This is a genomic window from Marinobacter bryozoorum, assembly GCF_023156245.1.
Taxonomy (GTDB): domain Bacteria; phylum Pseudomonadota; class Gammaproteobacteria; order Pseudomonadales; family Oleiphilaceae; genus Marinobacter; species Marinobacter bryozoorum.
Map to the genome: position 1 here is coordinate 158534 of NZ_JAKZAH010000003.1, position 25275 is coordinate 183808.

Below are 25275 nucleotides of genomic sequence, written 5' to 3' on the forward strand. Positions count from 1 at the left end.
CCTACAAAAAATGAACAAAGTTTTAATTAAAGTAACGGTCAGTACGGCCGATATAACGGTCAGAGACACATTCCGACCGCCATGGAGCGGCAAGAGACAAAGAAGGTAATCGTCATGACAGTTGACTTCAACGGAATCGGCAACAGTCAGGTTAATAACCCGAGAACCACGACTGACAAGGGCGCTGCCGGCAAGCAACCAGCCCAGCAGGCGCCAGCAGAGCAAGCGAAGAGCCAGGCTCCGGCTGCCCGTGGTGAAAACGTCAACCTGAGCAAGCAGGCCAGGGATATCCGCCAGCTGGGTGAAAAGCTCGAGAGCGCCCCGGAGGTGGACGACAGCCGGGTTGAGCAGATCCGTGCCGCCCTGGCCGATGGTTCGTACAAAGTGGATGCCGAGAAAGTGGCCCAGAAAATGCTTGAGATGGATGAAAGCATTTTCGGGTGAGGTAGATCATGTCCACTACAGAAAAGCTCCAGGCACTGCTCAACCATGACCTGGACCAGCTCCGGCAGCTGAAAACCCTGCTGGAGGAAGAAAAAGCCCTGCTGGGCAACGCCGACGTACGGGCTATCGAGCCCCTGACCGGCCGCAAGAACGCCCTGCTCGGCGATATCCGCGAGCGGGCCCGCCAGAAAGTACACTTGCTCGTAGAGATGGGGTTCCGCCCGGACCAGGGACCCCCCTCCCGCTTTATTCGCAGTGCCGGTTTGACCGATCTTTATAAAAGCTGGGAAGCGGCCCAGTCAGTACTGGCAGAATGTCACGCACTGAATCAGCAGAACAGCAAGGTTGTCAGTCATTTGCAAAGCCGCCTGTCCCGGCTCACCGATATCTTCCGGGGCAGCTCCGGCCAGCAAAAGCTCTACGGTGCTACCGGCCAGCAGACCTCAGTAGGCCAAAGGAACATCCTGGCCAGCGCCTGACGCTGGCCGGTATTCAGGCTACCGACGGTCCACGCGGCATTGTTCACCAGCCCCTGGTTGCCATTGCCAGACAGAACATTAAACCCGCGTAGTGAGCGACCCACCTTCCCGACCGCTTCTGGTAGACTCTGTACATTGTCCCCGACCCGGAGCCTATCATGGTTTTTTCCCCACGTATCAAGCTTTTCCCTGTGTTTTCTGGTGCCAGGCGCCTTGCCCTTGCGCTGTTGATCCTGTTCACCGCTGCCTCTCCGGTCTACGGGGATCAGTCCGGTAACAGTGACCAGGACCTGCCGGAAGTCAGGGTGTCTACCACCGAGGGAGCCTTCAACATCCGGTTGCGCCCGGATATTGCACCGAAGACCGTGGCCAATTTCCTCCAATATGTGGATGAAGGCTTTTATGACGGCACCCTGTTCCACCGCGTGATCCCTGGCTTCATGATCCAGGCCGGCGGTTTCGATCAGAACATGAACCGCAAAGATACCCATGATCCTGTTGAGAACGAGTCTCGTCAGACCGCAAAAAACCTGCGGGGCACCATTGCCATGGCCCGAACTGCCAATCCCGACTCCGCCACCGCCCAGTTCTTTATCAACCTCGTGGACAACCCCCACCTGGACGCGACCCGTGCCCGGCCCGGGTATACCGTGTTTGGCTCAGTAACTGACGGCATGGGCGCAGTTGACGCCATCGGCAATGCCGAGACGACACGGCGTAATGGCATGGGTGATGTGCCTGTTAAACCGATCGTGGTTGAATCCGTCCGTCGTGTCGAAAGCGGCCAGTAATCCATGAACAACAGCAACACCTTTGGTCCTTTGATGGAAACTGCCAGCCTGACCTGGCGGGACGGTCAGCCAGTATCCGGGCAGTTTGGCGACGTCTATTTCAGCCGCGAAAACGGCCTCGAGGAAACCCGCTACGTCTTCCTGCAGCACAACCAGCTACCTGGACGGTTCCAGCAGCTAAGCAATAACGAAACCTTTGTTATTGCAGAAACCGGCTTCGGTACCGGTCTCAACTTTCTCGCGGCTTGGCAGGCTTTTCAGGAGCACGCTCCGGCGGGGAGCCGGCTGCACTTTGTCTCCGTTGAACGGTACCCGCTCAGCACCGCCGACCTGGAACGGGCCCTCGCTCTCTGGCCGGAACTGGCTCAACAGGCCCGGGAACTGGTCAACAACTATCCACAACCTGTATCCGGCTGCCACCGCATTGTGCTAGATGGCGGCCGGATACGGCTGACACTGTATTTCGGCGATGCGGTAGAAGCGTTCGAAGCCATGACCTTCAGCGCCGATGCCTGGTTCCTGGACGGCTTCGCTCCCGCCTGCAACCCCGGGCTGTGGCAAGACCTGCTGATCCAGCAAGTACGTGATCACAGCCACCAGGGGACGACGCTGGCGACATTCACCGCTGTCGGGAGAGTCCGGCGGGCGCTGGCGGACGTTGGTTTCCAGATGCAGCGGGTACCGGGATTCGGTCCAAAGCGGGACATGCTGCGGGGCGACCTGGAGCAAGCTACGCCACGTAATACCGAGAACGCCGGCCACATCCTGGTGGTTGGCGCCGGCATCGCCGGTGCCGCAACGGCCCGAAACCTCGCCGGCCGCGGCTACCGGGTCACTGTAGCAGACCAGGGGGGAGGTCCCGGGGCCGGCGCCTCCGGCAACCCGCAGGGGGCCCTTTACGCCAAGCTTGGCGTCCAGCTGAATGACCAGACCCGCCTGGCCCTGGCCGCACTGCTCCACTCACAACGATTCTATCCACTGGCGGCACCCAACGCCTGGCACCCGACCGGACTTCTGATGACGGGCTTTTCGGACCAGGAGCGTGAACGCCAGCAGAAGTTCCTCGCCGCCAACACCTATCCGGACACCCTGCTTCGGGCCGTAAACAAGGACCAGGCCAGCTCGCTGACCGGTGTCACGTGTCCAGAAGGCGGGCTCTGGTTCCCTGACTCAGGCTGGCTTGAACCGGCCGTGCTCTGCCGGCAATTACTTGACCATCCGAATATTCGTACCGAGTTCGGATTCCGCGCCACCCGCCTGCTGCCCTGCAACAATCGCTGGTGCCTGTCAGGGGATGGCCGCCAGGACCTGCAGGCCGATACCGTCATACTTGCCGCGGGTCACCTGACCAGGAAACTTATGCCGGTGACCGGCGAATTCCGCATGAAAGCCATCCGGGGGCAGATTACCCGACTACCTGAACGGCACTTAACACAGGCCCCGAACGCTGTTATCACCGGTGCCCGTTACCTTAACCCGCCAGCAGATGGGCACGTGGTCACCGGAGCAACCTTCGACCTGCGAGACCCGGACCCGGAGGTTCGTGCCGACAGCCACCGGGAAAACCTTGACGGGCTAGAAACCATGCTACCGGGATTGCTTGCTGCTCCGGGCATGGAAACTGAGGGCATCAGCGGAAGAGTCTCGTTCCGTTGTACCACCCACGATTACCAGCCCGTTGTCGGCCCACTGGTGAACGGCGAAGGCCACACACTGGGCGGCGCCTGGCTATTGACGGGCCTTGGCAGCAAGGGATTGATGTGGGCGCCGCTTATGGCGGAATACCTGGCCGATGTCATCACCGGGGAGCCGCAGGCCCTGCCCCGGGCTCTCGCCGGGCGGGTAAGCCCGGAACGCTGCCTCGCCGCAACCAGGAAAACCGGCTCACCTGCGTGATTTTTGATCCAGTTTTTATACAATCGGCCGATAAAAGGGTATAACCGAACAGTGGTTGTGGTCTTGCTGTCATAACCCATCGTTAGCGAAACCCTGGAGCCACCATGTCCATTCATGTAAGTGAACCCGGAAGACCCACAGGAACCCGGTTACCGGAAATTTTCCGGAACCGACGCGTGGGTGGCCTTGAGGAGATGGCAGAATCCCACCGCATGCGGGAAAGCAGCGAGGAGATTTCCGACGGCGAGTACCAGCAGGCCAGGGAGGTTACCGCTCGCCGGGCGGTAGCCCAATACAGCCAGGCAGAAGACGCCCAACCCGAGCCGGAGCGTGCCTACCTGCCAGTCGGTCGTGTATGCAGTCCCTGGATTCATACCCTGCCGGCGGAATCATCCCTGGCGGAAGGCCTGGCCTTGATGGACGAGCACGGGGTTCATCACCTGGTCATTACGTCTGATGGCGTGGTCGGCGGCCTGGTGGATATGCGCTGGATTCTGAACTGGCTCCACGAAAACCGGGACCAGGATGCCTCACGGAGCTTTCTGAACATCGAGTTACCGGCCTTCCTGACCGCGTCACCGGAAACCGACGCCCACCAGCTGGCCCGGCTGATGTTGGCCCACCAGCTGGATGCCGCCCTGGTTGTCGGGGCTGACAGCACACCGACCGGCATCATCACCAGTACGGATTATCTAAGGCTCTACGCGAGCCTCAGCCAGCAGGAAGGAGAGGTTTGAACTTTCCTGAGCAACAACCTGCTCGCCAAGACTTCGATGTTAAAGCCCCGAATCCCGGAGAAATTCCAGAAATTCCTGTTCATTCATAACCCGCACGCCCAGCGATTCAGCCTTGGCCAGCTTTGACCCGGCCGCTTCCCCGGCCACCACGCAACTGGTCTTCTTCGATACACTGCCGGCCACCTTCGCGCCAAGACGCTCCAGCTTCTCCCTGGCGTCATCACGGGTCATTTCAGACAATGTGCCCGTCAATACCCAGGTTTCACCTTTCAGGGGCATCTGCTCCGGCTCGGGAACATCCACCGACTGCCAGCGAACGCCCCTCTCCCGCAACTCGTCGATGGTCTCCTGGTTATGGGCCTGCCGGAAAAAGCTGTGGATATGACCCGCCACGATGGGGCCCACATCGGGCACCTCCTGCAGATCCCCTTCCGATGCCTCGGCGATCTTCTCAAGGCTCCCGAAGTGCATGGCCAGCGCCTTCGCCGTGGCTTCCCCCACTTCCCGGATACCCAGGGCATAGAGAAAACGCCACAGCTCCGGTTCCCGGGAACCGTCGATGGCCTTGAGCAGGTTATCGGCCGACTTGTCACCCATACGGTCCAACCGCACCAGGTCGGCCTTGCGTAACTGGTACAGGTCCGCCACGGTACGCACCATCTCCCGCTCGACCAGCATATCGATCCACTTCTCACCCAGCCCCTCTATATCCATCGCCTTGCGGGAAGCGTAATGGCGGATAGCCTCCTTGCGCTGGGCCGGACAGTAGAGCCCGCCGCTGCAGCGGGCCACGGCTTCGCCTTCAATCTGGATCACATCCGACCCGCACACCGGGCAGTGTTCCGGCAGGTGTACCTCGGGGGCATTCTGCGGGCGTTTGTCGGCAACCACCTTCACCACCTGGGGAATGACATCCCCTGCCCGGCGGACAAACACCGTGTCGCCGATACGCACGTCCAGGCGGCGAATCTCGTCCATATTGTGGAGGGTGGCATTGCTGACCGTGACGCCGCCAACGAAGACGGGCCTGAGCCTCGCTACGGGCGTTACTGCGCCGGTCCGCCCCACCTGCCATTCTACTGACTCCAGTACAGTCAGCTCTTCCTGTGCCGGGAATTTGTGGGCAATGGCCCAGCGGGGGGCACGTGAGACGAATCCCAGCTGCTGCTGCAGATCGATGCGGTTGACCTTGAAGACGATCCCATCGATTTCATAGGGCAGGCTGTCCCGCTTCTCCAAAAGGCTCTCATAGGCCTTCAGGCATTCTTCCGGGCCAGTAGCCAGGCTCATTTCCGGATTGATACGAAAGCCCCAGTCGTGGACCATCCCCAGGGCGTCGTAGTGGGTATCGGGCAGCACTCCCTCGTCGGGGACCGCGACACTGTAGGCGCACATTTCCAGGGGGCGTTTGGCGGTAATACGGGGATTTTTCTGACGAAGGCTGCCAGCGGCAGCGTTGCGAGGGTTCACAAAGGTTTTCTCGCCCTGGTTCGCCAGTTTTCGATTCAGGGTTTCAAACCCGGCCCGGGGCATATAGACCTCACCCCGGATCTCCACCATCGCCGGCACATCCTTGCCCCGCAGCCTCAGCGGCACAGATTCGATGGTGCGGATGTTGGCCGTAATATCCTCGCCACTGTAGCCGTCTCCCCGGGTAGCGGCCTGGGTGAGTACGCCCTGTTCATAGTGCAGGCTCACCGCGAGGCCATCCAGCTTTGGCTCGCAGACATATTCCACCGGCTCGTCCTGAGCCAGCCGATCCCTCACTCGCCGGTCGAAATCCTTCAGCTCCTCATCGGAAAAGGCGTTATCCAGGGACAGCATGGGCAGGCGGTGAACCACCTCGGCGAAGGTATTGTCGCCGGCCGCACCCACCCGCTGGGTCGGCGAATCCGGGGTCACCAGTTCCGGGTGTTCCGATTCCAGCTCCTGGAGCTCCCGCATCAGGCGGTCGTATTCCGCGTCCGGAACGGCGGGCTCGTCCAGCACGTAGTAGCGGTAGTTGTGGTCGTCAATGACCTGGCGGAGTTCCTGGATGCGGCGTTCAGGGGATGAGGTCTGGCTCATGGTCTCTGGTTCCGGAAAGCGGGGCTACGCTGCGACGTCCCGGGACAATACCGGGACGTCTGTAAGGCAGTCAGGTGTCAGCAACCTGACTTCAGCGTTTGAAACGGCTCTTGCGCTCGTACTCGCGAATGCGCTGGCGGCAGTGTTCGATGGTCTGGGCGGTCATTACACTGCGGCGCTCATCCTTCAGCTCGCCACCGAGGTTTCGTACCACCGCCTGGGCAGTTTCCAGCATGAACTCGAACGCCTGCATGGAATTGCTGGGGCCGGGAACGCTCATAAAGAAACTGATGCCCGGGGTGGACATAGCTTCCATCTCACCGGGTACAAATGTGCCGGGCTCAACCGCGCTGGCAACGCTGAACTGAACCGGGCTGGTGTTTTCCGTTGTTTCATGGCGATGGTAGATATCCAGGTCACCGTGTTCCAGGCCGCATGCCTCGAACAGTTTTTTCAGAGCCTTGCCAGAAAAATCCCCCTGCTCCCGGGACGCCAGCACGTTGATTACAATCACTTCTTCCGCCGGTGGCCGGTTGGCACCCGCCTTGGGTTGTTCCGCACCCGTCATTTCAGGGCGGTCACCCCGACTGGCGGTATCTTCCTCTACTTCCGTAATAGTGGGAGGCGCCACCTTCTTGCGGAAGAAGGATTTTTTCTTCGCCGGCCGATTGGGGGCGTGCACCGTTCTTGCCTCGCCAGGCAGCTCTTCATGCACCTGGTCTGTGGCATCACCGGTCAGGGGTTCTGGCTCAGGCTCCTGGAAGACTTCCGGTTCGGGCTCTGGTCCCGGTTCTGCCGTAAAGGCGGGTTCTTCCGGCTCAGGCACCGGCTCCGGCACAGGTTCGGGAGGACTTTCAGGTTCCATTGGTGCACGGCGGGGCCGGACCTCGCCCAGCTCATCATCGGCATCCGGCAAGGGGGCCTGGTCTGCGGAGGGAGCAGACTTGAAATAGCCACGCTCTTCGAGGGTGTCCCGGGATATCGAGCGGGCACCACCATTGGGAAGCTCGGGGTTGTAGTCGTCATCCAGCGGAGAGCCTTCGATATCGTCGGCACCCATCCCTTCAGAGATAGTGATGGCATCCTTACGGGCACGGCGCATTCGCCGCAGACCATCTACAACGATGGCGATAATAATCAGGGCACCAATGGCAATTAACCATTCCCGAAGCGACATAACAACCTGATCCTGTCTGTGGTCCTTAAAGCGGTAACTCTATGAAAAGACCAGCGTGAATACAACGCAATGGGCGCCCAGGTGGCGGATTTTTCATGTGGCCCACTGATTCTGACGGGCTATCAGGCCTCTGCCAGTGCTGCTGCCTCATCCACGTCCACCGATACCAGCCTGGAACAGCCCGGCTCGTGCATGGTGACCCCCATCAACTGGTCGGCCATTTCCATGGCTATCTTGTTATGGGTAATGTAGATGAACTGAACCTGAGATGACATCTCTTTCACCATATTGGCGTAACGCCCTACGTTGGCGTCATCGAGCGGTGCATCTACCTCATCCAGCATACAGAAGGGTGCCGGGTTCAGCTGGAAGATGGAAAATACCAGGGCAATAGCGGTCAGCGCCTTCTCGCCACCTGACAACAGGTGGATGGTACTGTTTTTCTTGCCTGGTGGTCGAGCCATGATCGCCACGCCCGTTTCAAGCAGATCTTCGCCGGTGAGTTCGAGGTAGGCGTTGCCACCACCAAAGACCTTCGGGAACAGGGCCTGCAGGCCGCTGTTAACCTTGTCGAAGGTCTCCTTGAAGCGCTGACGGGTTTCCCGGTCGATGCGGCGGATGGCGCTGTCGAGGGTCTCCAGGGCCTCAATCAGGTCGTCGTGCTGGCTGTCCAGGTAGGTCTTGCGCTCGCTCTGGACCTGGTACTCCTCGATGGCCGCCAGGTTGATGGCCCCCAATCTCTGGATACGGTTGCCGATTTTCTCCAGCTCTTCGGACCAGGCCTTCTCAGTGGCCTCTTCGGGGAGTTGTTCAAGGATGTCCGCCAGTTTTATTTCGAGCTCTTCGAGCTGTTCCAGGTGATTGGCTGAGCGGATTTCCAGTGCCTGGGATTCCATGCGCAGCTTTTCCAGCTGGCCGCGAATCTCCTGGGCGCGATGTTCCGCCTGGCTGCGGAACTGCTCCTTCTCCCGTACCTGGCGGTCAATATCTTCCAGCGCGTCCCGGGCGACCGAGAGTTTCTCTTCCTCGGCCAGGCGGCGGTCGAGCAGCCCTTCCAGCTGCATCTCCAGGTCTTCGATGGGAGCCTCGGCGCTTTCGCGATTTTCCCGCAGGATCTCCAGCCGTTCTTCCAGTCGCTGATCCTGCTGGCGGGTACGCTCCAGGGTCTGCCGAAGACCATCCTGCTGGCTACTCAGGGACTGGATCTGCAACTGTAGCTGGTGGGCATGGTCACGATCACTTCTGGCCTGGTGCCGAAGGTGATCCAGGCGGCCACGCAGGTCATCCCGCTGGCCCAGCAGGCGCTCCTTCTCCTCCTCGCTGTCCTCGTTCGCTGCCAGGGACTGGTCCCAGCGCATGCGCGCTTCTTCCAGTTCTTCCTGCTTCATGGCGAGCTGTTCACGCAGGTCTGCAATATCCTCATCAATCCGTTGCAGGCGTTCATTGATCTGTTCGGCGCGGGCTTTCAGGCCGCTGACCCGGGACCCCAGTGCAGACAGCTCCCCCTGGATATCACTGGCGGCCTGCTGGGCCTGGTCCCGCTGGAGCTCCGCTTCCGCGGTGCGCTCCTGCAACCGGTCAAGGTTTTCGCGAGCTTCTGCCAGCCGTGTCCCGGCGTCGTCGAGGGCGGCAGCCAGCTCTTCTACTTTCTGCTGGCGCTCGATGACACCCGTATGGGACCGATCAGACTGCGGCATTCTCAGCCAGCCACGTCCCAGCCAGACGCCATCCGGTGTGACGACGGAATGCTGCTCGGACAACTCCTCCTGCATTGCCAGGGCCCCGGCAAGGTTCGGGGCCGTACGAATCTGACCAAGCCAGTGGCCCAGCCCGCCGGCACGGGTTACCTTCGCCGCAAGACTGTCCTGCAGTACGCTGTCGGCAGCCCCCTGCCCCTGGACCAGCGACAGCCCTCTGGGGGCGTCGCCAAGCTCCCGGGCCAGCGCTTCCAGGCTGTCGACCTCGACGCCCTGCAGCAGGCTGCCGAGAACCTCTTCCACAGCAAATTCCCAGCCCGGCTCGGCCTGCAGCTCCCGGGCGATGCGGGGAGCCCCGGACAGGCCGGATCGCACCAGCCATTGTTGCAGGGTGTCGTCGTCTGCCCCCAACTGCTCATCCAGCATGGCCTGCTGCGATTCCAGTGATGCACGCAGGGACTGGTCCCGCTGGCTCAGCTCGCTGACACGCTGCTCCTGCTCCCGAAGATCGCCACGCAGTGCCTGTAGCGAGTCCGTGGCATCCTCGATTGCTTCCGCCGCTTCCTCGCGGCGCAGGTTCAGCTCTTCTTCGCGGGCCAGGAGCTCATCCAGCTCTGCCCTGTCCAGTTGTCCGTCCAGCAGGTCTTTTTCATCCTCAAGCCGCCGTTGCCGGTTGATCAGGTTGTCGATCTCCTGCTCGAGGGTCCGGATGCGATTCTGTGTCAGCTCTGCTTCCCGCTTGGTATCCGAGGAACGCGCGCTGAAGGCTTCCCACTGGTGCTGCCAGTCGCTCATCGCCTCTTCTGCCGACTGCAACTGCAGTGCGGATTCTTCAGCCTGGGCGGCCAGGGTTTCCTGTTCAGGCTCGATGGCCGCCAGCTCCTGGTTGATGGCCTCAAGCTTGTCGTCGTCCTGTGCCAGTTCCCGGGTGATTTCCGAACGACTGGACAAGGCCTGGTCCAGTTCAGTCGCCAGCTGACGGCTGCGCTCCCGCTGGTGTTCCAGGCTTTGCTCGACCCGGGCAATGTCAGCTCCGGCCTCGTAGTAGCGGGCCTGGTTGCGGTTGAACTCGTCGGTACGTTGCTGGTGCCCATCCCGCAGACGCTCCAGCGCCGTTTCCAGGTTCACCCTGTCGGTCAGGTGTTTTTCCAGGTCCAGCTCGGTCTCCCGGAGCTGTTCCCGGCGCTGTGCCAGGTCCTGGTCGAGGTCCTGCCATTTCAGTGCTGTTAATTCTGCGCGATAACGCCGCTCACTGGCCTTGAGTTCCTTGTAACGCTCTGCAGCCTGGGCCTGCCGCTGCAGGTGTTGTAACTGGCGGTCGAGTTCCTCTCGCAAATCGGTCAGTCGTTCCAGGTTTTCCTGGGTGCGGCGAATGCGGTTCTCGGTCTCCCGACGGCGTTCCTTATACTTGGAAATGCCGGCCGCTTCCTCAATGTAGACCCGCAGCTCTTCTGGCTTGGCCTCGATCAGCCGGGAGATCATGCCCTGTTCGATGATGGCGTAGCTGCGCGGCCCCAGACCGGTACCAAGGAAAAGATCAGTGATGTCCCTGCGACGGCACTTGGCACCGTTCATGAAATAGTCTGACTGACCTTCACGGGAGACACGGCGGCGAACGGAAATTTCGTTGAAGCGGGCAAACTCACCGGGCGCTGAACCATCAGAGTTGTCGAAGATCAGCTCGATGGACGCCTGCCCCACTGGCTTGCGGGCACTGGAACCGTTGAAAATGACGTCCGTCATGGACTCACCCCGCAGGTACTTGGCGGAGCTTTCGCCCATTACCCAGCGGACCGCGTCAATGATATTGGACTTGCCACAGCCGTTAGGACCTACCACTGCCGTCATGCTGGAGGGAAACGGCACAGTGGTCGGGTCGACAAAGGACTTGAAACCCGCGAGTTTAATGGACTTCAGGCGCATAGTGTTCCGGTATTACCTCTGGCCCTGTTGGCGTGTTCGCAAGCGTCGGAGTGTACCATAACGCTCCCCGGTGCCCAGTTCGACTCCCTCCCAATTCTGACAGGGTGGTGGAACCGGTGACGGAAAATTGCCGGTTTTACGCGATCAACTTGTAAATTGCCGGAGGTTTTATTCGTATATAATTGGTTAATATATATTTTTCCTGAATGGCATGATGCCTGCTTAAGATCCGCAAATATTTCGGAAAGGCATAACCCATGGCAGGAAATAACCGCACTCACCTGGAAACCCGGTCAATACACCCAGGCCGAATCGCTGCCCTGCGCCAGGCACGGGAAGCCTGGACACAGGCGGATGATCCGGTTGCCCGTCTCTACCGTCGGGTCAGCATGACCCTCTCGCTGGAGCGCCTGCTGGGAACGTTTACCGAGGAGCTGGGCCAGGTACTGCCCTTCGGGCAGCTGGTTTACCGGCACCGACTGGGGCATCAGGACTTTGTCTATACCTCGGGCATGGGTGGGGCACATCGCTGCGATTACCAGCTGAACCTGGAGGGTGCAAACTATGGCTCTCTGTCACTGTCTCGTCGCTCCCGTTACAGTGAGGATGAGCTGGAAGCCATCGAGTTTCTGCTGGGCATCCTGATCTGCCCCCTTCGCAATGCCTGTCAGTATGCCCTTGTGGAACAGGCAGCACTCACCGATTCCCTGACGGAGATTCCGAACAAGCGTGCACTCGACATGGCCCTCAGCCGGGACTGCAGTATCGGCGACCGGCACGGGGATGCGTTTACCCTGATTCTCTGTGACCTGGATCATTTCAAAAAGGTTAACGACACCTTTGGCCATGTGATCGGTGACCATATCCTTAAGGCCACGGCAAAGGCATTGAAGGAAGCGACCCGTGATGGCGACAGTGTTTTCCGGTTTGGGGGCGAAGAGTTTGCGGTAATGCTGCCCCATGCCGATTCCAGGGATGGCCAGCAGGTAGCCGACCGCATCCGGGCGGCCATCAGCAACATTTGCATTCCGTGCGGAGACCGGCAAGTGCGGGTAACCGCCAGCACAGGCGTGGCAGCACACCGCAAGGGAGAAAGCCCGGACCAATGGCTGGCCCGGGCGGACGATGCCTTGTACCGGGCGAAGGAGGCGGGCCGTAACCGTACCCATATCGCCCATGTTATCGACTGAGGCGCGGACCCGCCTCAGGATTTATTTCGGGGGGCGGGCGTACGGCGGCTACCAGCCGCGGGCTTGCTGTCAGCCACCTGCCATTTACGTCCACCTGTCGGCTTCTTCTTACCCCGCGATGGTGCCTTGCGAAGGCGGCGCTCATGCTCAGCCTGCTCTCCAGGAGTCTTGGCAGGGACTTCCACCGGGGCCATGCCAACGGTACGACTGAGGGTGTCCAGGGCTTTTTGATCCAGCTCTTCCCAACGACCTACACTAAGCCGGCTGGGCAGGAATATCGGTCCATAGCGGACCCGCTTGAGGCGGCTGACGCGGACGCCCTGGGACTCCCACAGTCGACGTACCTCCCGGTTCCGCCCTTCCAGCAGCGTCACATGGAACCACTGGTTATGGCCCTTACCGCCGGCCGGTGAAATATCGGAAAACGAGGCCTGGCCATCTTCCAGCAGCACACCTTCAAGCAGGCGCTGGATCATGTCGTCGCCTACCTCGCCGAAGATCCGAACTGCGTATTCCCGGTCGATTTCACTGGACGGGTGCATCAGTCGGTTTGCCAGCTCGCCATCAGTGGTGAACAACATCAGGCCGGTGGTGTTGATGTCCAGCCGCCCTACCGCCACCCAACGCTGATCTTTCAGTCGCGGAAGGCTGTCAAATACCGTCGGGCGACCTTCCGGGTCATTGCGGGTGGTTACTTCACCCTCGGGCTTGTTGTAGATCAGTACCCGGCGCACAACGGCAGCGGCTGACCGGCTCTCTACCGGTTTGCCATCCACGGCAATTCGATCAGTCGACAGCGCACGGTCACCTGGCTGGGCCACCTCGCCATTGACGGTAACACGACCTGCCTGGATCCACGCATCCACTTCACGCCGGGAACCCACCCCGGCACGGGACAGGAGCTTTTGCAGACGCTCGGCTTCTCCGGAAACGGGACCTGCGCCCTGTGGGGACTTCTTTGGGGGGCGTTGCGACGCCATGATGAATCCTTGTTCACTTAGTGAAGTGTAGTGTTACTTTGAGACGGGTCTTCATCCGGTGTTGTCAGCGGCGATGACCCATCGCGGCTAGCCGACGCCTCCTCGTTACCGGCAGCTGAAAAGTCGTCCGGTTCCGAAGCGTCGGGTGAATCAAATTGTATCTCGGCCTGTATTTCCCGCTCGATTTCCCGGCCGATTTCCTCAAGGTCCCGGATCTCCGCGAGCGGCGGCAGCTCATCCAGGCTGGACAGGTTGAAATAGTCCAGAAACTGTCGTGTCGTGGCATACATGGCCGGTCGACCGGGTACGTCCTTGTGGCCTACGACACGGACCCATTCTCGTTCCTGCAGCGTGCGAATGATATTGCTGCTTACCGTAACACCCCGTATATCTTCAATTTCACCCCGGGTAATGGGCTGGCGGTAAGCGATCAGCGCCAGGGTTTCCAGCAGGGCCCGGGAGTAGCGCTGGGGCTTTTCCTCGAACAACCGTCCTACCCAGGGAGCAAAGTCCTGCCGGACCTGGAACCGGTAACCACTGGCTACTTTTCTCAGCTCAAAGCCCCGGCCGGCGCAAGCCTCCTCAAGAAGCATCAGAACATGCTCCATCACCTGCCGGGCAGGCCGTTCATGTTCCTCGAACAGCTCTCGTAGCTGGTCCACAGTCAGGGGGCGACCAGCCGCCAGCAACGCCGCCTCAACAATATTCTGTACATGTTTGAGGTTTTCTTCATTCATTGACTTGCGACCTCACTTACTGGTCCGGGCCCGCACATGGATGGCGCCCAGGGTTTCTGCCTGTACGATCTCTATCAGCTCTTCCTTGACCAGCTCCAGCATGGCCAGGAAGCTCACCACGACACCAAGTCGGCCCTCTTCCCGGGTAAAAAGGGATTCAAAGGGTATGAACCGGTCTGCCGGCAACATCGCCAGTATTGACGACATTCGCTCACGTGTGGACAGACGCTCTTTCTCAACATGGTGGCTGGTGAACAGCTCCGCACGCTGTAACACGCCCTGCAAGGCCAGGAGCACTTCTCTCAGGTCCACCGATGGATGGGCATCCCCCCGCTGCAATTCAGGCAGGGCGGCGGAGTTGGGAAAGGTATCCCGCTCCATCCGTGGCAGCGAATCGACGTCCTCAGCGGCCTTCTTGAACCGTTCATACTGTTGCAGTCGACGAATCAGCTCTGCCCGGGGGTCATCTTCCTCATCCTCTTCCACCTCCTGCCGGGGCAGCAACATACGCGACTTGATTTCAGCAAGGGTCGCGGCCATCACAAGGTACTCGGCAGCCAGGTCAAAGCGCATGGCCTCGACGGCGCTGATGTAGTCCATGTACTGGCGGGTAATTTCACTGACGTCGATATCCAGGATGTTCATATTCTGGCGACGAATCAGGTATAACAGCAGGTCAAGCGGGCCCTCAAAGGCTTCCAGGAAGACGGCCAGGGCATCCGGGGGAATATAAAGGTCCTGGGGCAGGTCAGAAACGGGCTTGCCATCCACCCGGGCAACTGGCGCCTGCCCCCCCTCTTCGGTGGGAGCTACTGCGGGTTGTTCCTGCAACTCTTCAGAGCCGGATTCCGGTTCAGTCAAGCGTCACCCCCGGGGTGCATTCAACGATAGACCATGCCCATGGCTTCCCGGACTTCCTCCAGGGTGTCCCGGGCCGCGTCCCGGGCCTGGTCTGCCCCTTCCTGGATAATGGCATGGATCAGGTCCGGGCTGGATTCATACTCCTTCGCCCTCTCATGGAGCGGCTTCTGCTCCTCAACGATGGCGTCGATGACCGGGCCCTTGCAGTCCAGGCAGCCGATACCGGCGCTGCGACAGCCGGTCTGCACCCACTCCCGGGTCTCCTCATCGGAGTAGACCTTGTGGAACTCCCATACCGGGCACTTTTCCGGTTCGCCCGGATCCGTCCGGCGCACCCGTTGCGGGTCGGTGGGCATGGTGCGGATTTTCTGCGCCACGGAATCCGGCGACTCCCGCAGCCCGATGAAGTTGCCATAGGACTTGGACATCTTCTGGCCATCAAGCCCCGGCATTTTCGAGGAATCCGTCAGCAAGGCCTGGGGTTCCGGCAACAGTACCTTGCCACCGCCCTCGATGTAACCGTAGAGGCGCTCACGATCTCCGAGGGAGATATTCTGCTGCTCACCCAGCAGGGCCCTTGCCGTTTCCAGCGCCTCCATGTCGCCCTCTTCCTGGTAACGACGTTTCAGGGAGCGGTACAGACGGGCGTTCTTCTTGCCCATCTTGACGATGGCCGCTTCCGCCTGCTCTTCAAACCCCGGTTCGCGCCCGTAGAGGTGATTGAACCGGCGGGCGATTTCCCGCGTTATTTCCACATGGGAAACCTGATCTGCCCCTACCGGTACCTTACCGGCGCGGTACAGCAGGATATCCGCACTCTGGAGCAGCGGATAGCCAAGAAATCCATAAGTTGCGAGATCTTTCTCACGGAGTTTATCTTGCTGATCCTTGTAGGTTGGCGCCCGTTCAAGCCATCCCAGAGGGGTAATCATGGACAGCAACAGGTGTAATTCCGCGTGCTCTGGCACGTGGGACTGCACAAACAAGGTGGCAGAGCCGGGGTTTACGCCCGCCGCGAGCCAATCGATAAGCATTTCCCAGACGTTCTCACGGATATGGAACGGGTCATCGTAGGTCGTGGTCAGGGCGTGCCAGTCGGCGACGAAGAAAAAGCACTCGAATTCATGCTGCAGTTTCACCCAGTTTTTCAGTACACCGTGGTAATGACCCAGGTGCAGACGCCCTGTGGGCCGCATACCGGACAATACCCGTTGCTGGGAATCGACAGAACCCAAAGCATGAACTCCTTTTGATCACAATTGACCGGTCATGATAAATCAGACGGTTCCCGGATAACAGAAATTGCCGCCCTGAGAACGCAAAACCCCCGCGCCGGTCACACCGGGCGGGGGTTTTGGGCGTAGAAGCCAGTAAACCGCGGGTTTACCAGCCAGTCGCTTCCTTCAGGGCCTTGCCGATTTCGGCCAGGCTGCGCACGGTTTTGACACCGGCATCCTGCAGGGCTGCAAACTTCTCGTCTGCGGTACCCTTACCACCGGAGATGATGGCGCCGGCATGACCCATCCGCTTGCCCGGAGGCGCGGTAACACCAGCGATGTAAGACACCACCGGCTTGGTCACGTTTTCCTTGATAAAGGCAGCGGCTTCTTCCTCTGCGGTACCACCGATTTCGCCGATCATCACGATGGCCTCGGTTTCCGGGTCTTCCTGCAGCAGCTTCAGGATATCGATGAAGCTGGAGCCAGGAATCGGATCACCACCGATGCCCACACAGGTAGACTGGCCGTAGCCGAAGTCAGTGGTCTGCTTGACCGCTTCGTAGGTCAGGGTGCCGGAGCGGGAAACGATACCCACCTTGCCCTTCTTGTGGATGTGACCCGGCATGATGCCGATCTTGCACTCATCCGGAGTGATCACGCCCGGGCAGTTCGGACCGATCATGCGGGCGCCGACCTTGTCCACGTACTCCTTGGCGTAGAGCATGTCGATGGTGGGGATACCCTCGGTGATGCAGACGATCAGCTGGATGCCGGCATCAGCCGCTTCGATGATGGCGTCCTTACAGAACGGAGCCGGCACGTAGATAACCGTAGCCTCGGCACCGGTCTTCTCGACGGCTTCGCGAACGGTGTTGAATACCGGCAGGCCCAGGTGCTCAGTGCCACCCTTGCCCGGGCTTACACCGCCAACCAGCTTGGTGCCATAGTCAAGCGCCTGCTCAGAGTGGAAGGTACCCTGGGCACCGGTAAAGCCCTGACAGATAACCTTGGTGTCTTTATTGATCAGGATGCTCATTATTTACCCCCTGCGGCTGTAACGACCTGCTCTGCGGCATTGGACAGGCTGGTTGCGGCGATGATGTTGAGGCCACTCTCTTCGAGCACCTTGGTACCCAGTTCAGCGTTGTTGCCTTCCAGGCGTACCACCACAGGAACTTTTACCCCGACTTCCTTCACGGCACCGATGATGCCTTCGGCAATCATGTCGCAACGAACGATACCACCGAAGATGTTGACCAGAACGGCCTGGACGTTGTCATCAGACAGGATGATCTTGAACGCTTCGGAGACGCGTTCCTTGGTCGCACCGCCACCAACATCCAGGAAGTTGGCCGGCTGGCCGCCGGACAGCTTGATGATGTCCATGGTACCCATGGCAAGGCCGGCACCGTTGACCATACAGCCGATGTTGCCGTCCAGGGCCACGTAGTTGAGTTCCCACTTGGCCGCTTCCGCTTCGCGGGCGTCTTCCTGGGAAGGATCGTGCATTTCCTGGATCTGCTTCTGGCGGTACAGGGCGTTGCCGTCGACGTTGATCTTGGCGTCCAGGCAGTGCAGGTTGCCTTCACTGGTGATAACCAGCGGGTTGATTTCCAGCAGGGCCAGGTCCTTGTCTTCGAACAGCTTGGCCAGGCCTACAAAGATCTTGGCAAACTGACCGATCTGCGGGCCTTTCAGGCCCAGCTTGAAGGCCAGTTCACGGCCCTGGTAAGGCTGAGCGCCAACCAGCGGATCAACCTCGGCCTTGAGGATCTTCTCGGGGGTTTCCTCGGCGACGGTCTCGATTTCAACACCACCTTCGGTGGAGGCCATGAAAACGATACGACGGGTAGCACGGTCAACAACCGCACCCAGGTATAGCTCCTGGTCGATATCAGTCAGGGATTCAACCAGGATCTTGGTAACCGGCTGACCTTTCTCGTCGGTCTGGAAGGTGACCAGGTTCTTGCCCAGCCACTGCTCGGCGAAGGCCTTGATTTCGTCCTTGCTCTTGACCAGCTTGACGCCGCCGGCCTTGCCGCGGCCACCGGCGTGCACCTGGGCCTTCACTACCCAGCCGTCACCGCCAATCTTGTCCGCCGCTGCGGCAGCTTCTTCAGGAGTATCACAGGCATAGCCCTTGGATACGGGCAGGCCGTATTCAGCGAACAGCTGCTTGGCCTGATATTCATGCAAATTCATAATCAAGTGTCCCGCTTTTTGATGGAGGATAACCACATACGGAAATGAACCCGCCGGAACACATCGGAACAAGGCCTGCGCTATACGCCTGCAGCCTGACTCCGATGCGCTCCTTTACGCGAATTCGCTACGATACGCCGGGGATCGCCTCAGCGCACCTAAACACCGGGTGCCGACACGGCCAGTGTACGCCGCTCGGGCAGGTCGTCCTGGCCTGCCCCGTCGACACCATCGGCATTATTTCTTTTTACGACGGTTGGCCTTGTGGATTGCACCACCGTCGACGGCCAGGGCCGCTTCATGCACAGACTCCGACAGGGTCGGATGCGCGAAGCAGGTCAATGCCAGGTCTTCGGCGCTGGAGCCGAATTCCAGGGCGATGACACCCTGCGCCACGATCTCGGATGCCTGGGGACCCACAACGTGGAAGCCAAGAACCCGGTCGGTTTTCTCGTCGGCAATGATTTTCACCATGCCGGCAGTGGAGTTGGCAGCCATGGCGCGACCGTTGGCAGCAAACGGGAAGGCCCCAACCTTGTAGGCTTCACCCTCGGATTTGAGCTGCTCCTCGGTCTTACCTACCCAGGCAACTTCCGGGGAGGTGTAGATCACGTTGGGGATGGCGTCATAATTGACCTGCGGTTTATGGCCCGCGATCCGTTCAGCCACCATGATACCTTCTTCCGAGGCCTTGTGGGCCAGCATGGGCCCACGGACCACGTCACCGATCGCCCATACGCCGGGTACGTCGGTCTTGCACTGGTCATCTACATAGATAAAGCCGCGCTCATCCATGTTAATACCGGCGTCCGCCGCCAGCAGGTTTTCAGTGTTGGGCCGGCGACCAACGGCAACAATCAGCTTGTCGAACTTGACCTGCTCCTTGTTCTTGCCGTCTTCGTAGTCAACATAAACCAGCTTGCGCTTGATCTCTGCATTGGTCATGCGGGCGCCAAGCTTGATATCCAGGCCCTGTTTCGTGAATTGTTTGAGGGCGTCCTTGGCTACCTGCTGGTCTACCGCAGGCAGGAAAGTGTCCATGGCTTCGAGGACCGTCACTTCAGAACCCAGGCGGGCCCAGACGGAACCCAGCTCAAGCCCGATGACGCCCGCACCGATCACACCCAGTCGCTTGGGCACTTCGTCAAACTCCAACGCGCCCTCGGAGTCAACGATGTAGTCTCCGTCAAAGGGTGCCGGCGGAATCTCGATAGGCTTGGAGCCGCTGGCGAGGATAACGTTGTCAGCTTCGTAGGTCTTGGTGTTGCCGTCCTTGTCAGTGACTTCCACCTGCTTGTTGGCCAGCAGCTTGCCGTGGCCATGGATAGAAGTAACGCCATTGGACTTGAACAGACCGGCAATGCCACCGGTCAGCTGCTGGACGATACCGTCCTTGCGCTCCATCATCTTGCCGACATTGATCTTCAGATCGTTCAGCTCGATACCCTGGTCGGCGTAGCTGTGCTCGGCTTCCTCGTACTTGTGGGAAATCTCCAGCAGTGCCTTGGACGGAATACAGCCCACGTTCAGGCAGGTGCCACCAAGCACCTGTTGCTTGCCATCCTCGGAGGTCCAGGATTCCACACAGGCGGTTTTCAGACCCAGCTGGGCGGCCTTGATGGCGGCCACATAACCGCCGGGGCCGGCGCCAATGACGATCACATCGTACTTGTCAGACATGTTCTATCCCGTTTTCTGGCGGAAGCCCCGGAAGGCGGCTTCGCCTCCGGGGCTCCGGAATGAGTTTGATAGGTTCAGACGTCCAGCAGGATGCGGGTCGGATCCTCGATCATTTCCTTGATGGCGACGAGGAACTGTACCGCTTCCTTACCATCGATCATGCGATGGTCATAGGACAGCGCCAGGTACATCATTGGCAGGATCTCGACCTGACCGTTCACTGCCATCGGGCGCTCCTGGATCTTGTGCATACCCAGGATCGCTGTCTGTGGCGGGTTCAGGATGGGCGTGGAAATCAGTGAACCGAAAATACCACCGTTGGTGATGGTGAAGGTGCCACCGGTCATCTCGTCGATGCCCAGCTTGCCGCCCTTGGCCTTCTGGCCGTACTCGATGATCTTCTTCTCGATGTCGGCCAGGCCCAGGGCATCCGTATCACGAATCACCGGCACCACCAGGCCCCGGTCAGTGGAAACGGCTACACCGATGTCCTGGTAGCCATGATAGACCATGTCGTTGCCGTCAATAGAGGCGTTGACTGCCGGGAAGCGCTTGAGGGCCTCGGTGGCGGCCTTGGCAAAGAAGGACATAAAGCCCAGCTTGACGCCGTGACGCTTCTCGAAGGATTCCTTGTACTGCTTGCGCAGTTCCATTACCGGCTTCATGTTCACTTCGTTGAACGTGGTGAGCATGGCGGCATCGGTCTGGGCCTGCACCAGGCGCTTGGCAATACTGGCACGCAGGCGGGTCATCGGCACGCGCTTCTCGGGCCGCTCACCGGCGGGCAGGTCTGCTGCCGGGGCTGCCGCCTGTTGCGGAGCTGCCTGGCTGCCACCGGAGGACTTGGCGCCATCGATATGGGCCTGTACGTCTTCCTTGGTAACGCGACCACCCTTGCCAGAACCCTTGACGGAATCCGGGTCGACGTTGTTTTCCTCGGCCAGCTTACGGGCTGCCGGGCTCAGGATGGCATCACCGGACGCAGCATTACTGCCCTGGTCATCGTCATCGGAGGCCGGGGCTTCTTCCTTCTGGTCACCGGATTCGCCCTTCGGTTCGGACTTGCTTTCGCCGGCAGCGCCTTCCTTGAACTTGCCAATCACTTCACCGCTCTCAACGGTGTCGCCCTCGTCCTTGATGATTTCCTCGACCACGCCATCGGCGGGCGCAACCACTTCCAGGACCACCTTGTCGGTCTCGATATCGACAATCAGTTCGTCGCGTTCACAGGCTTCACCCGGCTTCTTGTGCCAGGTGGCAACGGTGCCCTCAGCGACCGACTCGGGGAAAACGGGGGCTTTTATTTCTGTTGACATTTCAATTCCTTACGTTCGGTAGCTCGTCACAGTTCAAAGGCGTCATTTACCAGCTTCTTCTGCTGCTCGACATGCACGGACATATAGCCCGCCGCCGGTGCGGCAGAAGCATCACGACCTGCGTAATCCAGATACAGCTTCGGGTTCAGGCGATGCAGGGCCGCACGCATATGGTGCTGACTGCAGTACCAGGCACCCTGGTTCATCGGCTCTTCCTGACACCAGACCGCATGCTTGAGTTTGGTATAGGGCGCCAGCAGCTCGTCCAGGTCGTCACCGGGGAACGGGTACAACTGCTCGATACGGAAGATGACCACGTCATCGCGACCGTCGGCCTTTTTCTTCTCCAGCAAATCGTAGTACACCTTGCCACTGCAGAGGATCAGACGAGTAACTTTTTTCGGGTCTGCTGGCTCTTTTTCCGGCAATACTGTCTGGAAGGTACCTGAGGTCAGGTCGTCCAGGTCAGACGTCGCTTCCTTGTGGCGCAGCAGACTCTTGGGCGTAATCGCCACCAGCGGCTTGCGCAGCGGACGCTTCACCTGACGGCGCAGCATGTGGAAGACCTGGGAAGGTGTGGTGGGCACACATACCTGGATATTGTGCTCCGCTGACAGCTGAAGGAAACGTTCCAGCCGGGCGGAAGAGTGCTCCGGGCCCTGCCCTTCATAGCCATGGGGCAACAGCAGTGTCAGGCCACACAGCCGGCCCCACTTGTGCTCGCCACTGGTGAGGAACTGATCAATCACCACCTGGGCGCCGTTGGAAAAGTCACCGAACTGGGCCTCCCAAACAATCAGGGCGTTCGGGGTAGTGGTTGAATAGCCGTATTCAAAGGCCATCACGGCCTCTTCCGACAGCAGCGAATCGTAGATCTCAAAAGACGGCTGCTTTTCAGACAGGTTGGACAGGGAAGTCCAGGTGTCGCCACCCTTCTGGTTATGCAGTACCGCGTGACGATGTGAGAAGGTGCCACGGCCAACATCCTGGCCCGTAAGCCGGATCGGATGACCCTCGTCCAGCAGGGACGCATAGGCCATCATTTCACCATAGCCCCAGTTCAGGCCAAGGGCGCCGGCAGTCATCTTGTTGCGATCTTCAACAATCTTCTGGACCTGGCGCTGGATAGAGAAGCCTTCCGGCACGTAGGTCAGCTTCTTGCCAAGGCGCTGGATATTTTTCAGGGTCACGCTGGTCTTGCACTTGGCGGTCCATGCGTGCCCCAGGTACGGCGTCCAGTCGACGTAAAGCTCGGTATTCGGTTCCTTGACCAGGGACTTCACCACATGCTCACCGTTATCGAGGGCATCCCGATATTCGGTTTCCATCTTCTTGGAGTCGTCCTCGGACAGGATGCCCTCCTCTACCAACTGACTGGCATAGAGGTGACGGGTGCTCTTGAGCTTGCGGATCTTGTCGTACATTACCGGCTGGGTTGCGGAAGGCTCATCGGCCTCGTTGTGCCCCCGGCGACGGTAACAGACCAGGTCGATCACCACGTCCTGCTTGAACTCGTTGCGGTAGTCCATGGCCATCTGGGTCACGAACATAACCGCTTCCGGATCATCCGCGTTCACGTGCAGGATGGGCGCCTGGATCATCTTGGCCACATCGGTACAGTACTCGGTGGAACGCGCGTCTTCCTGCTTGCTGGTGGTAAAGCCGACCTGGTTGTTGATCACAATGTGGATAGTACCGCCCACACCAAAGCCCCGGGTCTGGGACATCTGGAAGGTTTCCATCACCACGCCCTGACCGGCAAAGGCCGCGTCACCATGCATGATGATCGGCACCACCTGGCTGCCGTCAGTATCTTTCCGGCGGGTCTGCCGTGCACGAACGGAGCCGACGACAACCGGGGAAACAATTTCAAGGTGAGACGGGTTGAAGGCCAGTGCCAGGTGAACCTCGCCACCCTCAGTCATCACGTTGGAGGAGAAGCCCTGGTGATACTTCACGTCACCGGAGCCGGAATCGGCCATTTTCTTGCCTTCGAACTCGTCGAACAGCTCTTTCGGATTCTTACCCAGGGTGTTGACCAGCACGTTAAGGCGACCACGATGGGCCATGCCAAGCACGATTTCCTTCGCGCCATAACTGCCGGCACGCTGGATCAGTTCGTCAAGGCAGGGAATCAGGCTTTCACCACCTTCGAGGCCAAAGCGTTTAACGCCGGGATAACGGGAACCAAGGTATTTCTCAAGGCCCTCTGCCGCGGTCAACCGCTCCAGCAGGTGCTTACGGGTCTTCGCCTCATAGGCCGGGCGCGACCGCACGGGTTCCATGCGTTGCTGGAACCACCGTTTGATGCGGGTATCCACCACATGCATGTACTCGGCACCGATGCTGCTGCAATAGGTCTTGCGCAGCTCATCGACGATATCGCCGAGCTTCATGGTCTCAGACCCGAAGTTCAGGGACCCGGTCTGGAACTCCAGGTCACGGTCGGCATCTGACAGCTCATGGAAGCCTGGGTCCAGGTCTTCTACCTGGGGCCGCTGCCACACACCCAGGGGATCAAGCTGGGCTTCCTGATGGCCGCGGAAACGGTAAGCATTGATCATCTGCAGAACACGGATCTGCTTACGATCGGCATCAGAGGTGGCAGAGGCGGGGACACCGGCGCCGTAAAAGCGCTGGTTGCGGGAAATATGTTCGAACTGTTCACGAATGGTGGAGTGAGCAACATCACGGGTATTGCCGTCGATGCCCGGAAGCTTGTCAAAATAGCTTCGCCACTCTTCTGGAATGGCATTGGGATCGGTCAGGTAGGTTTCAAAAAGCTGCTCAACGTAGGCCAGATTCCCACCCTGTAAATGGGAGGTCTGCCATAACTGCTCCATTATGCTTTCATGCATTTTGAATAGCTCACCTTGGACTGGTGCGGGGGAGCTCATCATGGTCAGCCAGGGGTATTTCGCAGTCAATACGGGTTTTTACGGGATCGACTGTAGCCGCCACAATGCACACGGATGTTTTCCGTTCCCCGGTGGTTTTTATACTGAATCAGGCCGCAGCAGCGCTTTTTGGGCACTTGCTACGGCTCGATAGCTTGCCTCACCGGTCCTCACCTGCCAATGCGCCTTTGGTAGAAGGCTATCCAGTCAGGTGGAATGCAGACCGGTGGCCTGACACTTCCAGAACAGTATAGCGGTTATACAGAAAACCGCAGATCAGGTGGCCCGTTGCAGCAACAGGTCGCGAATATGCCCGATCGCACGGGTCGGATTCAGACCCTTGGGGCAAACGCTGACACAGTTCATGATTCCGCGGCAACGGAAGACACTGAACGGATCGTCCAGGTTGGACAGGCGCTCGGCCTGGGCCGTGTCACGGGTGTCCGCCAGGAACCGGTAGGCCTGGAGCAGGCCAGCCGGACCAATGAACTTGTCCGGGTTCCACCAGAACGACGGACAGGACGTGGAACAGCACGCACACAGGATACACTCGTACAGGCCGTCCAGCTTCTCCCGGTCTTCGGGGCTCTGCAGGCGTTCGATGGCGGGCTCCGGTGTGTTGTTGATCAGGTACGGCTGTACCTTCTCGTACTGCTGGTAGAACAGGTTCATGTCCACCACCAGGTCACGGATGACCGGCAGACCCGGCAGCGGGCGAAGAACCAGCTTGCCATGCTTGACCACCTCGGAAGCCGGGGTGATACACGCCAGCCCGTTCTTGCCGTTCATGTTCATGCCGTCGGAGCCACAGACCCCTTCCCGACAGGAGCGACGATACGCCAGTGACGGATCCTTCTCCTTGAGCAGGTTGAGCACGTCCAGCACCATCAGGTCCTTGCCTTCCGGAAGCTCCAGCTCTACATCCTGCATGTAAGGGGCGTTGTCAGTTTCCGGGTTATAACGGTAAAGGCTTACCAACAT

19 protein-coding genes are annotated in these 25275 nt (G+C 59.6%); 6 read left to right on the plus strand and 13 right to left on the minus strand.

The window, feature by feature from the left end; all coding sequences use genetic code 11:
• Window positions 1-114 precede the first annotated feature (114 nt).
• From flgM to MLC59_RS03120, 5 genes are all read left to right on the plus strand, one after another.
• Window positions 115-444 carry a flagellar biosynthesis anti-sigma factor FlgM gene (flgM, locus tag MLC59_RS03100; RefSeq protein ID WP_248230737.1) on the plus strand — a complete coding sequence of 110 codons (330 nt, stop codon included), beginning with the start codon at window positions 115-117 and terminating at the stop codon, window positions 442-444.
• Between the two features lie 8 nt (window positions 445-452).
• Entirely contained in the window at window positions 453-923 is a 471-nt protein-coding gene (locus tag MLC59_RS03105) for a flagella synthesis protein FlgN (RefSeq protein ID WP_248230738.1), read from the plus strand.
• Window positions 924-1081: 158 nt separating this feature from the next.
• A complete protein-coding gene (locus MLC59_RS03110; protein ID WP_248230739.1) occupies window positions 1082-1714 on the plus strand; it encodes a peptidylprolyl isomerase in 633 nt (210 codons plus the stop codon).
• A gap of 3 nt (window positions 1715-1717) precedes the next feature.
• Complete coding sequence (gene mnmC, locus MLC59_RS03115; RefSeq protein ID WP_248230740.1) at window positions 1718-3610, plus strand: bifunctional tRNA (5-methylaminomethyl-2-thiouridine)(34)-methyltransferase MnmC2/FAD-dependent 5-carboxymethylaminomethyl-2-thiouridine(34) oxidoreductase MnmC1; 1893 nt, start codon at window positions 1718-1720, stop codon at window positions 3608-3610.
• A gap of 104 nt (window positions 3611-3714) precedes the next feature.
• Window positions 3715-4347, plus strand: coding sequence for a CBS domain-containing protein (locus MLC59_RS03120; RefSeq protein WP_248230741.1), 633 nt, complete (start codon window positions 3715-3717; stop codon window positions 4345-4347).
• 39 nt (window positions 4348-4386) lie between these two features.
• Here MLC59_RS03120 and ligA read toward each other — a convergent pair whose 3' ends face one another.
• From ligA to smc, 3 genes are all read right to left on the minus strand, one after another.
• Window positions 4387-6414 carry an NAD-dependent DNA ligase LigA gene (ligA, locus tag MLC59_RS03125; protein ID WP_248230742.1) on the minus strand — a complete coding sequence of 676 codons (2028 nt, stop codon included), beginning with the start codon at window positions 6412-6414 and terminating at the stop codon, window positions 4387-4389.
• Window positions 6415-6505: 91 nt separating this feature from the next.
• A complete protein-coding gene (gene zipA, locus MLC59_RS03130) occupies window positions 6506-7591 on the minus strand; it encodes a cell division protein ZipA (protein ID WP_248230743.1) in 1086 nt (361 codons plus the stop codon).
• Between the two features lie 122 nt (window positions 7592-7713).
• Entirely contained in the window at window positions 7714-11211 is a 3498-nt protein-coding gene (gene smc / locus MLC59_RS03135) for a chromosome segregation protein SMC (protein ID WP_248230744.1), read from the minus strand.
• Window positions 11212-11468: 257 nt separating this feature from the next.
• Here smc and MLC59_RS03140 point away from each other — a divergent pair, with 257 nt between their 5' ends.
• Complete coding sequence (locus MLC59_RS03140) at window positions 11469-12401, plus strand: GGDEF domain-containing protein (protein WP_248230745.1); 933 nt, start codon at window positions 11469-11471, stop codon at window positions 12399-12401.
• A 14-nt stretch (window positions 12402-12415) separates the two neighbouring features.
• Here MLC59_RS03140 and rluB read toward each other — a convergent pair whose 3' ends face one another.
• The 10 genes from rluB to MLC59_RS03190 form a co-directional block, all read right to left on the minus strand.
• A complete protein-coding gene (gene rluB, locus MLC59_RS03145; RefSeq protein ID WP_248230746.1) occupies window positions 12416-13381 on the minus strand; it encodes a 23S rRNA pseudouridine(2605) synthase RluB in 966 nt (321 codons plus the stop codon).
• Window positions 13382-13398: 17 nt separating this feature from the next.
• Window positions 13399-14118 (minus strand): SMC-Scp complex subunit ScpB, encoded by a 720-nt coding sequence (gene scpB, locus MLC59_RS03150; RefSeq protein ID WP_248230747.1) that lies wholly within the window; start codon window positions 14116-14118, stop codon window positions 13399-13401.
• Between the two features lie 12 nt (window positions 14119-14130).
• Complete coding sequence (locus tag MLC59_RS03155) at window positions 14131-14979, minus strand: segregation and condensation protein A (RefSeq protein ID WP_427901692.1); 849 nt, start codon at window positions 14977-14979, stop codon at window positions 14131-14133.
• A gap of 20 nt (window positions 14980-14999) precedes the next feature.
• A complete protein-coding gene (locus MLC59_RS03160) occupies window positions 15000-16214 on the minus strand; it encodes a tryptophan--tRNA ligase (RefSeq protein WP_282450822.1) in 1215 nt (404 codons plus the stop codon).
• Window positions 16215-16362: 148 nt separating this feature from the next.
• Window positions 16363-17235, minus strand: a complete 873-nt coding sequence (sucD, locus tag MLC59_RS03165; protein WP_248230748.1) for a succinate--CoA ligase subunit alpha — start codon at window positions 17233-17235, stop codon at window positions 16363-16365.
• Window positions 17235-18401: an ADP-forming succinate--CoA ligase subunit beta gene (sucC, locus tag MLC59_RS03170; protein ID WP_248230749.1), complete on the minus strand. Its 1167-nt coding sequence runs from the start codon at window positions 18399-18401 to the stop codon at window positions 17235-17237. Before sucC ends, sucD begins: the two co-directional genes overlap by 1 nt.
• A gap of 237 nt (window positions 18402-18638) precedes the next feature.
• Window positions 18639-20081, minus strand: a complete 1443-nt coding sequence (gene lpdA, locus MLC59_RS03175; protein WP_248230750.1) for a dihydrolipoyl dehydrogenase — start codon at window positions 20079-20081, stop codon at window positions 18639-18641.
• 74 nt (window positions 20082-20155) lie between these two features.
• Window positions 20156-21397 (minus strand): 2-oxoglutarate dehydrogenase complex dihydrolipoyllysine-residue succinyltransferase, encoded by a 1242-nt coding sequence (gene odhB / locus MLC59_RS03180; RefSeq protein WP_248230751.1) that lies wholly within the window; start codon window positions 21395-21397, stop codon window positions 20156-20158.
• Window positions 21398-21423: 26 nt separating this feature from the next.
• Window positions 21424-24255, minus strand: coding sequence for a 2-oxoglutarate dehydrogenase E1 component (locus tag MLC59_RS03185; protein ID WP_248230752.1), 2832 nt, complete (start codon window positions 24253-24255; stop codon window positions 21424-21426).
• A gap of 315 nt (window positions 24256-24570) precedes the next feature.
• On the minus strand, window positions 24571-25275 hold the full coding sequence (locus MLC59_RS03190; RefSeq protein ID WP_091848246.1) for a succinate dehydrogenase iron-sulfur subunit: 705 nt from the start codon (window positions 25273-25275) through the stop codon (window positions 24571-24573).